Below are 12,696 nucleotides of genomic sequence, written 5' to 3'. Positions count from 1 at the left end.
GATTTTCGCCGCCGCAGTTACCGGGAGTGGCGGAAACTCGCCTGGCACGCCTGGCCGAGGAGCGCGATACCTTCTTCGATTGAGCGCAGAGGAATCGCTCCGTAGCCGATTCGAAAGTTGTTGCGCGGCGGCACGGGCTGTGTGTAGAAGATGTCACCCCGTTCGATGAGAACCCCGCGGGCTTCCGCCTCGCGCACCAGGACCCGGCAATCGAGGTTCTCGGGCCCGGTCATCCACAGGCTGACGCCACCGGGCGGATACGACTCCTGCGGCCAGGGAAGGTACTTGTCGACGGCTTCGCAGAGGCGTTCCCATTTGTGCTTCATCTGGCTGCGGTGGTGTCGTAGTGCGCGGTGGTACTCACCGCTGTCGATCAGCATCGCCAGGGCGCGCTGCTGATGGCCGGGTGGGTGGCGCAGCACGTACCGGCGGGCATTGCGCAGTTCGCGGACCAGGTCGGCGGGCCCGACGAGGTAACCGAGGCGCAGTCCGGGTGCCAGGAACTTCGAGAAGGTGCCGAGATACACGGCGTCGCCGCTGGAGTCGAGCGCCTTGAGTGCCGGGCTGGGACTGCCGTGGTAGCGGAATTCGCTGTCGTAGTCGTCCTCGACGATGACGGTGCCGGATTCGGCGGCGAGTTGTAGCAGGTGCTGACGCCGGTCGATTCCGAGAGTGGCGTTGGTCGGATGATGGTGACTGGGCGTCAGGTACATCAGATCGGTGCCACGCAGAGTGTCCGGTGGGCGCAGGCCCCGCTCGTCGACGTCGATGCCGTACACCTGGGCGCCGGTGCGCAGGAAGATGTGCCGGGCATCGAGATAGCCCGGGTTCTCGATGGCCACGCGGTGTTCCGGACCGAGCAGTACCCGTCCGACGAGGTCCAGGCCTTGCTGTGATCCGACGGTGATGAGTACTTCGTCCGCACTCGCCTCGATTCCGCGGGACGGCAGCAGGTGCTGGCGGATCATGTCGATGAGCATCGGGTCGTCCGCTCCGACGCTGTCCTGAAGGCTCGCGTAGGCGTGCGGTTGATACAGCGCGTCACGTAGGCAGCGCACCCAGGCGCGGGCGGGGAAGCTCCGGATGTCGATCTGGCCGGCCAGGAAGGGGTAGGGATAGCTGTGCCAGTCGAGATTCTTCTCTATGTGCGGAACGTCGACATCGGCGTAACGCCTTATCCGGGTGGACCAGTCGATGCGTGGGATGGTCGCGCGCGCGTCGGATGCCAGGGTCTCGATCATGTCGGGATTCACGAACATGCCCGACCGCTGATGGCTCTGGACCAGACCCTCCGCGATCAGCTCCTGATAGGCCAGATTGATCGTGTTTCGCGAAATCGCCAGGTCGACGGCAAGCTCGCGGGAGCTCGGAAGCCGGTGACGTGGATCGAAGAGCCCGTTGGCGATGCCGTGCTCGATCGCCCGCCGAACCTGGCGGTAGAGCGGCTCGGTGGAAGTGCGGTCGACCTCGATCAGTGTTCTCGGCACGCATCGCCTCCTGTACATCAATGGCGGGCTGACGACGAGGCCGGCCCGGCACACCGAGAAGTTCTCGGGTGAGCACTCCTCAGTATGCCGGGCCGGCGAGTGGAATCAGACGAGGTCGAGCGCTTCTTCCACGTCGATCGACTCGATTCCGAGTGCGACGCCGACGGCATCGTTGGTGAGCCGCCCCGCGACCGTGCTGACGCCCGCGCGGAGAGCGGCGTTCTCCCGCGCGGCGCGGGCGAGTCCCTTCTCGGCGATCTGCAAGGTGTAGGGCAGGGTGACGTTGGTCAGCGCATGCGTGGAGGTGTGCGGCACCGCTCCGGGCATGTTCGCCACGCAGTAGAACACCGAGTCGTGGACCCGGAACGTGGGGTCTGCGTGGGTGGTGGGACGCGAATCTTCGAAGCACCCGCCCTGGTCGATGGCGATGTCGACGAGAACGCTGCCTGGCTTCATCCGGGAGACCAGCGAGTTCGAGATGATCTTCGGGGCCTTCGCACCGGGGACGAGCACGGCGCCGATGACGAGGTCGGCCTGCATGACCTCCTGCTCGATGGAGTACGCGTTGGCGGCGAGGGTGCGGATCCGGCCCTGGTACATCCGATCGGCGGCGCGGAGCTTGTCGACGTTCTTGTCGAACAGGACGACGTCCGCCCAGGTGCCGGCGGCGACCGCGACGGCGTTCATACCCGACACGCCGGCGCCGATGACAACGACGCGGGCCGGCAGCACCCCGGACACCCCGCCGATGAGTACGCCTCGGCCACCCTCGGGCCGCATGAGTGCCTGCGCACCGACGAGGGGCGCGAGCCGGCCGGCGACCTCACTCATCGGGAACAGCAGGGGCAGTGACCCGTCGGGAAGTTGAACGGTCTCGTACGCAACGGAATTGGTTCCCGCGGAGAGTAGGGCGCGGGTGCACTCTTCACCTGCAGCGAGGTGCAGGTAGGTGAACAGTGTGAGGTCCGAACGCATCCGGTGGTATTCCTCCGCGATGGGCTCTTTGACCTTGAGGACCAGTTCGGCGCTCTGCCAGACGGCGTCGGCCGTGTCGAGGATCTTTGCCCCCGCGGCGCCATAGGCGTCGTCTCCGATCGACGATCCTTCTCCCGCACCACGTTCCACAAACACGTCGTGTCCGTGACTGACGAGTTCGTGCACTCCGGCCGGAGTGGCCGCTACCCGGTACTCGTGGTTCTTGACTTCCTTGGGGATACCGATCCTCATCTGAGACCTCCGTTGGCTGGGCTGATCACTGCTCCGTCCACAAGTCGTGGTGCCGGGGCGATAACGAAGTCTGGATCACTCTGGCATGGGACCAGAAGGACCAGTTTTGCGTCGGCTATCGGGACCAGTCTGGACCCATCGAATACCGCTCTTCTGGCCCTGACCTGCGGTCCGCGCCGTCCGTATGGTGTGGATCACAGCCATTCGACAACGAAGGAGATGGTCGTGGACGTCACCGAATTGCGAGCACGGGCCCGCCGGCACCTCGGACCTCATTTCACCCGCAAGGACACCTGGGACAGCGACTTCCCGGTGTTCGTTCGTGGCGAGGGCAGCTATCTGATCGACACTGAGGGGGACCGTTTCCTCGACGGTCTGGCAGGCCTGTTCTGCGTGAACATCGGTCACGGCCGTGACGACATCGCCAAGGCGGCGAGCGAGCAGATCGGGACGCTGGCGTACGCCTCGAACTGGGGCAGCGCCCACATTCCCGCGATCGAGGCGTCCGCGCTCATCGCCGACCTGGCGCCCGGTGATCTCGGGACGACCTTCTTCGTCAACTCGGGATCCGAGGCGGTGGAGACGGCCGTCAAGTTCGCCCGGCAGTATCACCGCAGCCAGGGCAACCCCCAGCGAACCAAGATCATCAGCCGCGAGATGGCCTACCACGGAACCACTCTCGGCGCGCTCTCGGTGACGCAGCTGCCCAAGATCAAAGATCCGTTCGGACCGCTGCTGCCCGGAGTTCGCTCCGTGCCCAACACCCTCGGTTACCTCGGTGACTGCGGCCCGGCGAACGAGCTCGACTGCATCGCTGCGATCGAAGCCGTCATCGAGGAAGAGGGCGCCGAGACCATCGCGGCCGTGTTCGCCGAGCCGGTTCAGAACGGGCGCGGCGCCCTCGTCCCGCCGGACGGGTACTGGCCCGCGCTGCGCGCGCTGTGCGACAAACACGGGATCCTGCTCGTCTCGGACGAGGTGATCTGCTCGTTCGGCCGCCTCGGACACTGGTTCGGGCACGGGCTCACCGGTGTGGTGCCCGACATGATCACGTTCGCGAAGGGCTCCACCTCCGGATACGCCCCGCTCGGTGGCCTGATCGTCCGCGAGCAGCTGGTTCGCGAGCTGTACGACTCGCCCAAGGGCGGCGTGTTCACGCACGGCGCGACGTGGGGCGGACACCCGGTGTCGACAGCGGTGGCGGTCGCCAACATCACCGCGATGCGCGACGAGAACGTACTGGGCAACGTCACCGCGCGGGGCCCGAAGTTGCGGTCGGCACTCGACTCGCTGATGAACGCGCACCGCTGTGTCAAGGACGTGCGCGGCACCGGCTTCTTCTACGCGATCGAACTGATGGCCGACAGCGACAGCGGCCGCGAGTTCACCGAGCAGGAGTCGCTGACGGTGTTGCGCAAGGTGCTGCCGGAGGCGTTCGCCCGCACCAAGGTCATTCTCCGCGGCGACGACCGTGGTGCCACGATGCTGATGATTTCGCCACCGCTCGTTGCCGACGACGAGGTGCTCTCGGAGCTGCTCCACGGAATCGACAGCATGCTCACCGACATCGAGAAGGCAATTCAGCCGTAGGGAACGATACGTTCCCCGAGTTCCAGCGGGTGGCGGTCGTCGAGTTCGACGACCGCCACCCCTATTCGTAGTGATGGGAGAGCGAGGCCATGGCCCCGAGCGTCACCGCTGTACCGCTCATTGACGCTGCACGACTACAGGATTCGTCGCTGATCGACCACTGGATTACCACCCTGAGAGGGGCGGATCGCGTCGTCGGTCTCGCGGACGGAGAAGACGAACGCGCAATCCGTGCGGCCCACCATCTGCACCACAAATGCGTCGTCTCCCCCCGGCTGTTCGGGCGGCGGGACGTCATCCGGCGTATCGCCGAGGGTGCGCGTATCCCCCTGCCCGAGGAACTCGTCGTCGACCTCGCCGAGGCGGCCGCCGACTCCGCGATCCGCGACGCCGTCGAATCGGGATTCGCCAAATACCCTGATCGGATCGAGCCGGCGCTGTCCGACCCGGTGTGCCTCGCCGCGGCGGCACTACGCGCGGGAATGGTCGATGCCTGCGTCGCGGGTGCGAGCAGGCCGACGTCCGACGTGCTGCGAGCCGGATTGCGCATTGTCGGTCTCGCACCGGGCTCGAGCATCCTGTCGAGTTCGTTCCTGATGCTGCTACCGGACGGCAGGCAGCTGACGTTCTCCGACTGCGCCGTCGTGCCCGACCCCACCGTCGACGAACTGGTGAATATAGCCCTGGCCGCAAGCGCCACTCACTTCCAGCTCACCGAGCAGCCGCCCGTCGCGGCAATGCTCTCGTTCAGCACCCAGGGCAGTGCCAGCCACCCGCGGGTGGAGAAGGTCCGCGAGGCGGTGCAGCGGGTGCGGTTGCGCGACCCGGACCTGCACGTCGACGGAGATCTTCAGTTCGATGCCGCCCTCGTCGTCGAAATCGCGGCGTCGAAGGCTCCGGATTCGAGGGTCGCCGGCCGCGCGAATGTCCTGGTCTTTCCGAATCTCGACGCCGGGAACATCGGATACAAGATCGCGCAGCGGCTCGGTGGCGCAACAGCGCTGGGACCGATTCTGCAGGGACTGTCGGCGCCGTGGAACGATCTTTCCCGCGGATGCAGCAGCAGCGACATCGAGTTGATGTCTCTGGTGAGTGCGATCCAATCGCTGGCCACCTGATCGACCTCGTCACCGAGGCCTCCGAACGAAGGGATTCACCATGGCGATGCTGATACTGGGTGCCCTCTGTATCGGTATTGCCTCGGTCATCGGTGGCGCCACCGGATTCGGAACGGCCCTCATCGCTACCCCGGTCATGTTGATGGCCGGATTCGACGTCGCCGAGGTGGTGTTCGTGAACCTCGTCGCGGGACTGGTCACCCGCCTCAGCGCGGCATATCAGCTGCGGAGCCAGATCAATTGGGGCAGAGTTGCGTTGCTGGGAGCCGGCAGCCTGCCGGGGGCCTGGTTGGGTGCCGTGACGCTGAGCTTGCTGCCGGAGCAATTCTTGAAACCGGCTGCGGGAGCGTTGGTCATGATGTGCGGAGTCGCCATGGCTCTTCCAGTGCGGACGGAGACACCACGGACGCCGTCGACCCCGGCGCTGGCGCTCACCGGTGCCGTCGGCGGATACCTCGGAACAACCACATCTCTCAACGGACCACCCCCCGTGCTGCTGCTCATGCGGGCGCGGCTGCCGCCACTGTCCTTCATCGCTGATCTCGCGGGCTACTTCATCGTCGCCAATGTCATTGCGTTGGCAATTCTCTGGTTTCGCGACGAGGTAACGGAGTCGATGATCTGGCCACGCCTTCCGGTATTCGTGCTCGCGGCCCTGATGGGCAACCTGATCGGACTGGCGATTGCCCGGCGATTGTCGCCGGGCGTGTTCCGCTCTGCCGTCATCGTGCTGGTCATCGCCGCAGGCGCGGTGACCCTCACCGTCGGATAGGCAGGCGAGCTCAGCGATCGGTACCGACTCGGCGGACCAGACGCACCAGTTCCCCTGCGGGACCCTCGAGTTGACGAGGTCCGCGCCACGCCGCGCGCAGTACGCGGTCGAGGTCGAGACCCTCCACGTCGATCACCTTCAGCTCGCCGGCCTCCACCTGCTCCGCCACTGCGAGTGTGCTCATCACCGCGGGGCCGACCCCGGCCAGCACACTGGTTCGAATAGCGGCGGCGCTCCCGAGTTCGAGGAGCGGTGCCGCCCTGTCGTATTCCTGCAACGCCACATCGAGCGTGGTGCGAGTACCCGAGCCCGGTTCACGGGCAAGTAGGGGCGTCATGGCCAACTCGGCTACGGACAGTGCTTTACGCCTGCGCGCCCACGGATGGGTGGGGTGAACGACGACCACCAACCGGTCACGCGCCACCGTGAGGCTTTTCAGGGGTCTCGGTACCGAGGGGGATTCGACGAACCCGACGTCGCACGTCCGGCCGGCTACCCGGTCGAACACCTGCGTCGAGTTATGCACCTGCAGATGGATGGTGACGTCCGGGTACAGGCTGCGGAACTGGCCCAGCCAGGCCGGCATCAAGTGCTCTGCCACCGTCATGCTGGCTGCGACCGTCAGTTCGGCGGTGCGTTCGGCGCGCAATCCGTCCGCCACATCGAGCAGTCGGCGGGTATCGGAGAGAACCCGGCGAGCCCAGTGCGCGATCACCGTGCCTTGAGGTGTCAGCGTGGAGCCAGTCGGACTGCGCTGCAGCAGTGTCATGCCGAACTGCCGCTCGAGTTGTTTCACGGCGCGGCTCGCGTTCGGCTGGGCCATTCCAGCGAGTCTACTGGCGGCGCCGAGACTTCCATGGTCGTCGACGCCGACGAGTAACTCGAGCACGGCGAAGTCGGGCCATTTGCGGGACATGCATTCAGTATATGGCCTGCGCGCAAGACATATCTCTTTGATATGTGCCCATGCCGAACTGACGGCTACCGCAGATGTCGATTCTGATCGACCGTAGACGTATGAGTAGTCAGCTGAGGGAATCGAAGTCCGAGGAACAGCGCGCCCCGAGCCCCGCCGCGCTGCCGCGACTGCACAGCGCCACGGCCACCCTCCTGCCGGGTCTGGCGCTGTGCGCCGTCGCGACCGCCATCGCCATGGGTGTCGGCCGGTTCCTTCCGACGGTGAGCCCGCTGCTCATCGCCATCGTTCTCGGCGCCGTTCTGTCGAACGTCGTGCATCTGCCCGAACGCCTGCGGCCGGGACTGCAGTTCTCCGCCAAGAAATTGTTGCGGGTGGGTATCGCGCTCCTCGGACTCCAGTTGATGCTGAGCGACATCCTCGGACTGGGCTGGGGCGTCATCGTCGTGGTCGTCTCGATCGTCTGTCTCGGCATCGTGGGAACGATGTTCGCGGGCAAGGTACTCGGCCTCAGCTGGACCCAGCGTCTGCTCATCGCCTGCGGATTCTCGATCTGCGGTGCGGCCGCCGTGGCAGCGGTCGACGGAGTCGTCGACGCCGACGAGGAAGAGGTGATCACCGCAGTCGCGCTCGTCGTCATCTTCGGCACGCTCATGATCCCCGCGATTCCGCTGCTGTCGCGGGCGCTGGGACTCTCCGACACCGACGCCGGCCTGTGGGCGGGCGGCTCCATCCACGAGGTTGCGCAGGTCGTCGCCGCGGGCGGCGCGATCGGCGGTGCTGCCCTCGGCGTCGCCGCGGTGGTCAAACTCGCGCGAGTCCTCATGCTCGCCCCGGTCATGGCCGTCCTCAGCGTGCGCCAGCGCAAGCTCGCCGGCACCGACGCCGACGTGAAGCGGCCCCCGCTCGTCCCGCTCTTCGTGCTCGCGTTCCTCGCCTGCGTCGGCCTGCGGTCGTCCGGCGTGCTGCCCTCCGCCCTGCTCGCAGAAGCCAAGATCGTGCAGACCGCCCTGCTCACCGCCGCGATGTTCGCCCTCGGCGCCGGCGTCCAGATCGCCACGATCAAGAAGGTCGGTGCGCGGCCCTTCGTGCTCGCGGGCATCTCCACCGTCTGGGTGGCCTCTATCGCGCTGGTCGGTGTTCTTCTGGTGGGGTGACTACCGCGGCATCAGTGCTGAACGGGTCCGGTACCGAGGAGATCCGCTTATTCGTCGGGAAGCTGGGCCACCACATCGTCGAACTCACCGCCCGTCACAGACGCACGGCGCACCCAGACTGAGTGGTCCGGATGATCTTGTCGAAGAGTCGCTCCATCAGCTCGAAACCAGGAAAGAACCCCGATCCCCCGACGTCGACATCGACCTCGATGATGCAGATGTCATGGAGTCGTTCGAGCTGCCGGGCGCCGACCTGTCCAGTGAAGAGCTCATGGTCAAGGTGGTACCGAAGCGAAGTGACGAGTTCACCTGCACCAGTTGCTTCCTCGTCCATCACCGTAGCCGGTTGGCCGAGCGCACCGACAGTCGGATGATCTGCCGCGACTGCGCCAACTGATCGATCTATCCGACCGCAGTGGACCCGGAACAGCGGTCTCGGCCGAGCGTGCGCGCTGGTGACCTTTTGCCCTGGGCAGTGGGGATGAAAGGTCGTTATGATCGGATTCTGCCGTCCCCGAGAAGACGAGGGCGGCACCGCGAAAAGCCCAGCTCACCGTGGGTGCGGTCGGCGGTCACCGTCGGCGCGGCGTTCGAGCCCCGGAACATTCCCGGCTTCGACGTTTCGTTTCACCGCGCCGACGGCAACGCCTGTAGGCAGGGGGCGAGACGCAGGCAGGACGCGAGGAGGACGAGCGCGATGACCATCGCACCGCACATCACCACCGATCACGACGAGATTCGCCGGTGGGTTCAGGCGCATCACGGGGCTCCTGCGCGGGACAGTGCGGGCCAGTTGCGGATCGACTTCCTCGGGACCGTTACCGGGCTGGAGCGTCTGTCCTGGGACGAATGGTTCACCGCGTTCGAGGAGCAGTCGCTGGCCCTGTGCTACCCGGAGCCGCATATCCGCGGCGGCACCAGCGCCTGGTTCGAATTGGTGCCCCGCGACGGGGCTGTACTCGGCGCGATCGAATGAGCGCCGCGATCCGGCCGTACCGCTGTGGATGAGGAGGTGCGGTGACAAGAGCAGTGTCCAGGTCGGGCGGTGGTTATTCTCGAATGATGGCAATCCCGGATTTCACGATCGGCGCTACCGCTGCGATGGCCGGCCTCGAGAGCACCTTCGCCGACGAGCTGGACGCCCTGACGGTGCCATGGCAGGGCGCACAGGCGCCCGACCCGAAGTTGCTCGTGCTCAACGAGCAGCTCGGCGCGTCGTTGCGGCTGGATACAGAGGCGCTGCGAAGCGAGGACGGGGTCGCAGTCCTGTCCGGGTCGACAGCGCCGGCTGGGGCCAAGCCGGTGGCGATGGCGTATGCCGGCCATCAGTTCGGTGGCTACGTACCCCTCCTGGGGGATGGTCGGGCGTTACTGCTCGGTGAAGTGAAGAATGGTGACGGCCGACGAGTGGATGTGCATCTCAAGGGTTCGGGGCGCACACCGTTCTCGCGGGGCGGCGACGGTTTCGCCGTTGTTGGCCCGATGCTGCGTGAGTACCTGGTCAGCGAGGCGATGTATGCTCTCGGCGTCCCCACTACGCGTGCGCTGTCGGTGGTGGCGACCGGCCGGCACGTTCTTCGAGACGGCGCCGAGCCCGGTGCCGTGCTAGCCCGGGTGGCCGCCAGTCACCTGCGCGTCGGCACCTTCGAATTCGCGGTGCGGCGGGGTGAGGTGTTGCAGCCCCTCGCCGACTATGCGATCGCCCGCCACTACCCGGAGCTGACCGAACTGCCGGAGACGGGTCACGGCAATCGCTACCTGACGTTCTTCGAGGCGGTGGTCGAGGCTCAGGCGTCACTGGTGGCGCAGTGGATGCTCACCGGGTTCGTGCACGGGGTGATGAACACCGACAACACGACCATTTCAGGGGAGACCATCGACTACGGTCCGTGCGCTTTCCTCGACGCATTCGATCCGGCTGCAGTGTTCAGTTCGATCGACCACGGAGGCCGCTATGCGTTCGGCAACCAGCCCGCCGTCCTGAAGTGGAACCTGGCGCGCTTCGCGGAAACCCTTCTGACGCTGATCGATTCGAAGGTGGATGACGCGATTACCGCGGTCTCGGCGGTCCTCGACACTTTCGACGAGCGGTACGACCGCCACTACTCGGCGGGTATGGCGGCAAAGCTCGGTGTCGCCGGCACGCCCATCGATCGTGCGTTGATCGACGACCTGTTGACGCTGATGGAGGAACACGGTGCCGACTGGACGGGCACCTTCCGTGCACTCGCGGACGAGCTGCGCGGGAACCCGACGCCTCTGGGCGAGCAAGTACCGCGCGAGCACATCGGGTCATGGTTGGAACGCTGGTGCGGCGTCCTGACCGCACACGGGCTCGGGGCAGCGGACACCGCAGCTGCAATGGACAGCGTCAACCCGCTGTACATTCCGCGCAACCATCAGGTCGATGCTGCTTTGCGCGCCGCGACCGGCGGTGATCTCGCTCCGTTCGAGAAACTGCTCGAGGTCGTCACGCATCCGTTCGACCACCGCGACGAGTGGTCCGACTACACCACGCCCGCACCGCGTGCATTCAGCGATACCTTCCAAACCTTCTGCGGCACCTGACCTACGGACCCACGGCCACGCCGAGCGGTTCGCGGTTGTTCACGACGACGCTCGGTCACAGTCCCAGACCACCCGTCCGTCGGATCGGACGCGAGCACCCGCCGCAGGCGGATGAGAGGTTAGCCGGCCGTCGTGCATGAGGTGCTCGACTTCGACCTCGTGGGCGAGGACGGCTACGTCGGCGACGAGGCGGCGGTGGCAACGCCACCACACACTCTCACTGCACATCATCGCCGTTCGCCGCCGACTCGCCTGCTCCACCAACTCGGCGAAGGCGTCAGCGAACTCGGCCGTGCGGGTATACGCCGCGTACGCAGCGAACTGGTCGACCTGCCACCAAGGATCCTCCCGCTCTTCGCCGGACGGCAGGCGCCGGCGCCCGCCCAGCCGCGGTTCATGGCGATAATCGATTCCCGCGTGCGGTAGCCATTGCGTGAGCACCTCACTGCTGACGTCAGGGTTGTGACGACTGCCTGGATATCGCCGAATATCGACTACCGCTTCAATGGCGGCCGTCTCCAGCAGCGTCGTCATGTCTTCCCGGCCGAGTCGGCCGTGCCCCACCGAGATCAACATCGTCTCGCCTCCTCCTCGGAACCGGCCAGTGGTGTCGGCTTCGTCGGACCTCCGCTCTGCGCCGGGATCGGACGGGGAGCGTTGGTGGTGATGTTACGAGTCGGTGAGTTCAGGGTCCGGGTCGCCGTCCACCGACACTCTCAGGCGATATTGTTGGTGGGATCGGAGGTGGTCACGGTAGAACAGATCCTGATTCGCAACCTTCCCGTGGGAACCAAGGCCGCCCTGCGGGCGCGTGCCGAGCAGCATCACCGGTCGGTCGAAGCAGAGGTACGCGCGATCCTCGGCGAGGCCCTCCAACGGGAGCCGGTCACGCTCGTCGACCTGCTGGGTACCGATGAGGGTGCCGAGATCGAGTTCGAGCTTGACGCCTCGGTCTGACCGCCCGAACTGCTGAGTTGTGAAGTACGTCTTGGACACGAATGTCGTGTCCGCGCTGCGTGTGCGGGGACGCGACAGCTCGCTCGAGCCTGTTCGGCATCGGTGCCGGTGGCGACCCGCAGGCCGAGATGATCGTTGCGACGCGCAACACCAAGCACCTCGAGCCGCTCGGCGTCCGATACGTCAACCCGTGGGAATCGAATTCCTGAGGGCCCAATCCGTCGATCGAGCGATAGCTTCTGATCTGCCAGCGGATGACCGTCTACCGATGTCCGCTCTATGCTGGTGCGGTGTTCTTACTATTCGGTTTCGGCACCAAGCGGCAACACCTCGGCGCGGGGCAGACCCGAACGTGCCCGCGCTGTCACAACACCACACAGTGGGCACGGATACGGGAATCCAAGCAGTTCACGTTGTTTTTCGTTCCCGTCGCTCGCTGGAATCGCCGGCAATTCGAGGAATGTGGCATCTGCGGAACCGCCGTCGAGGTCTGAGCGCCGCCGGGCAGTGTGGACGCCACCGATGGGTTCCGCGAGGAGGAACTCCGAACCGGCCGCGGAACTGTATACGCCCTGCCACCGCTCACTGACGTCGATCACGTCCACACCGAACAACATTCGGGCTTCGGCGAGCAGAACCTCGAATCCAGCCTCGTTCTGAAACGGCGAGGTGGTGATCTCACGAATGTGAGTGTCGCCAATGAGAATCGAGCCGTGGGGTTGCGGGGTGTACTCTGGTGCAACTCCAGATCCACATAGCCGGGAAACTGTGCGCGCAACTTTTCCGCCACGAGCGCGGTCGCCGGGAGGTAATCGAATCCCGAATCTCGATGCAGTGATCAGCCTGTGACAGCGGAGTCGGAAGCGGGAATCGAAGAGGCAGCGTGGCGCGAAGCATGTGCAAC

Annotated in this window: 13 protein-coding genes and 1 pseudogene; 10 read left to right on the top strand and 4 right to left on the bottom strand. The window is 65.7% G+C overall.

Going from position 1 to position 12,696, the window contains the following annotated elements; genetic code table 11:
• Positions 1-17: 17 nt before the first annotated feature.
• Both pdxR and ald read right to left on the bottom strand, forming a co-directional pair.
• Complete coding sequence (pdxR, locus tag CBI38_RS30335) at positions 18-1,487, bottom strand: MocR-like pyridoxine biosynthesis transcription factor PdxR (protein WP_109334699.1); 1,470 nt, start codon at positions 1,485-1,487, stop codon at positions 18-20.
• Between the two features lie 105 nt (positions 1,488-1,592).
• A complete protein-coding gene (gene ald, locus CBI38_RS30330) occupies positions 1,593-2,714 on the bottom strand; it encodes an alanine dehydrogenase (protein WP_109334698.1) in 1,122 nt (373 codons plus the stop codon).
• A gap of 219 nt (positions 2,715-2,933) precedes the next feature.
• On the opposite strand from ald, the gene CBI38_RS30320 reads away from it, so the two are divergent.
• The 3 genes from CBI38_RS30320 to CBI38_RS30310 all read left to right on the top strand — a co-directional run bounded on the left by CBI38_RS30320 (position 2,934) and on the right by CBI38_RS30310 (position 6,194).
• Positions 2,934-4,304: an aspartate aminotransferase family protein gene (locus tag CBI38_RS30320; protein ID WP_204164849.1), complete on the top strand. Its 1,371-nt coding sequence runs from the start codon at positions 2,934-2,936 to the stop codon at positions 4,302-4,304.
• A gap of 89 nt (positions 4,305-4,393) precedes the next feature.
• Positions 4,394-5,422 (top strand): phosphotransacetylase, encoded by a 1,029-nt coding sequence (locus CBI38_RS30315; protein WP_109334695.1) that lies wholly within the window; start codon positions 4,394-4,396, stop codon positions 5,420-5,422.
• A gap of 40 nt (positions 5,423-5,462) precedes the next feature.
• A complete protein-coding gene (locus CBI38_RS30310) occupies positions 5,463-6,194 on the top strand; it encodes a sulfite exporter TauE/SafE family protein (RefSeq protein WP_109334694.1) in 732 nt (243 codons plus the stop codon).
• A 10-nt stretch (positions 6,195-6,204) separates the two neighbouring features.
• Here the strand turns inward: CBI38_RS30310 and CBI38_RS30305 are convergent, their stop codons facing one another.
• Positions 6,205-7,110, bottom strand: coding sequence for a LysR family transcriptional regulator (locus CBI38_RS30305; RefSeq protein ID WP_109334693.1), 906 nt, complete (start codon positions 7,108-7,110; stop codon positions 6,205-6,207).
• A gap of 101 nt (positions 7,111-7,211) precedes the next feature.
• On the opposite strand from CBI38_RS30305, the gene CBI38_RS30300 reads away from it, so the two are divergent.
• From CBI38_RS30300 to CBI38_RS30285, 4 genes are all read left to right on the top strand, one after another.
• On the top strand, positions 7,212-8,267 hold the full coding sequence (locus CBI38_RS30300) for a YeiH family protein (protein WP_109335487.1): 1,056 nt from the start codon (positions 7,212-7,214) through the stop codon (positions 8,265-8,267).
• Positions 8,268-8,316: 49 nt separating this feature from the next.
• A complete protein-coding gene (locus CBI38_RS30295) occupies positions 8,317-8,664 on the top strand; it encodes a DUF4193 domain-containing protein (protein ID WP_109335486.1) in 348 nt (115 codons plus the stop codon).
• Between the two features lie 300 nt (positions 8,665-8,964).
• Positions 8,965-9,243, top strand: a complete 279-nt coding sequence (locus CBI38_RS30290; protein ID WP_109335485.1) for a hypothetical protein — start codon at positions 8,965-8,967, stop codon at positions 9,241-9,243.
• 83 nt (positions 9,244-9,326) lie between these two features.
• On the top strand, positions 9,327-10,835 hold the full coding sequence (locus CBI38_RS30285; protein WP_109334692.1) for a protein adenylyltransferase SelO: 1,509 nt from the start codon (positions 9,327-9,329) through the stop codon (positions 10,833-10,835).
• Between the two features lie 39 nt (positions 10,836-10,874).
• Here the strand turns inward: CBI38_RS30285 and CBI38_RS30280 are convergent, their stop codons facing one another.
• Positions 10,875-11,411 carry a DUF488 domain-containing protein gene (locus CBI38_RS30280; protein WP_109334691.1) on the bottom strand — a complete coding sequence of 179 codons (537 nt, stop codon included), beginning with the start codon at positions 11,409-11,411 and terminating at the stop codon, positions 10,875-10,877.
• A gap of 189 nt (positions 11,412-11,600) precedes the next feature.
• Between CBI38_RS30280 and CBI38_RS30275 the strand changes: the two are divergent.
• The 3 genes and pseudogenes from CBI38_RS30275 to CBI38_RS30265 all read left to right on the top strand — a co-directional run bounded on the left by CBI38_RS30275 (position 11,601) and on the right by CBI38_RS30265 (position 12,286).
• Positions 11,601-11,815 (top strand): annotated as a pseudogene (locus tag CBI38_RS30275) (FitA-like ribbon-helix-helix domain-containing protein).
• 18 nt (positions 11,816-11,833) lie between these two features.
• Entirely contained in the window at positions 11,834-12,001 is a 168-nt protein-coding gene (locus CBI38_RS30270; protein ID WP_230990024.1) for a hypothetical protein, read from the top strand.
• An 81-nt stretch (positions 12,002-12,082) separates the two neighbouring features.
• Complete coding sequence (locus tag CBI38_RS30265; RefSeq protein ID WP_109335484.1) at positions 12,083-12,286, top strand: zinc-ribbon domain-containing protein; 204 nt, start codon at positions 12,083-12,085, stop codon at positions 12,284-12,286.
• The last annotated feature ends 410 nt before the right edge of the window (positions 12,287-12,696 follow it).

Origin of the sequence: Rhodococcus oxybenzonivorans (assembly GCF_003130705.1) — a bacterium.
Lineage (GTDB): Bacteria > Actinomycetota > Actinomycetes > Mycobacteriales > Mycobacteriaceae > Rhodococcus_F > Rhodococcus_F oxybenzonivorans.
Note: the sequence above shows the minus strand (reverse complement) of the source record. Positions and strands in the feature narration are given on the sequence as shown.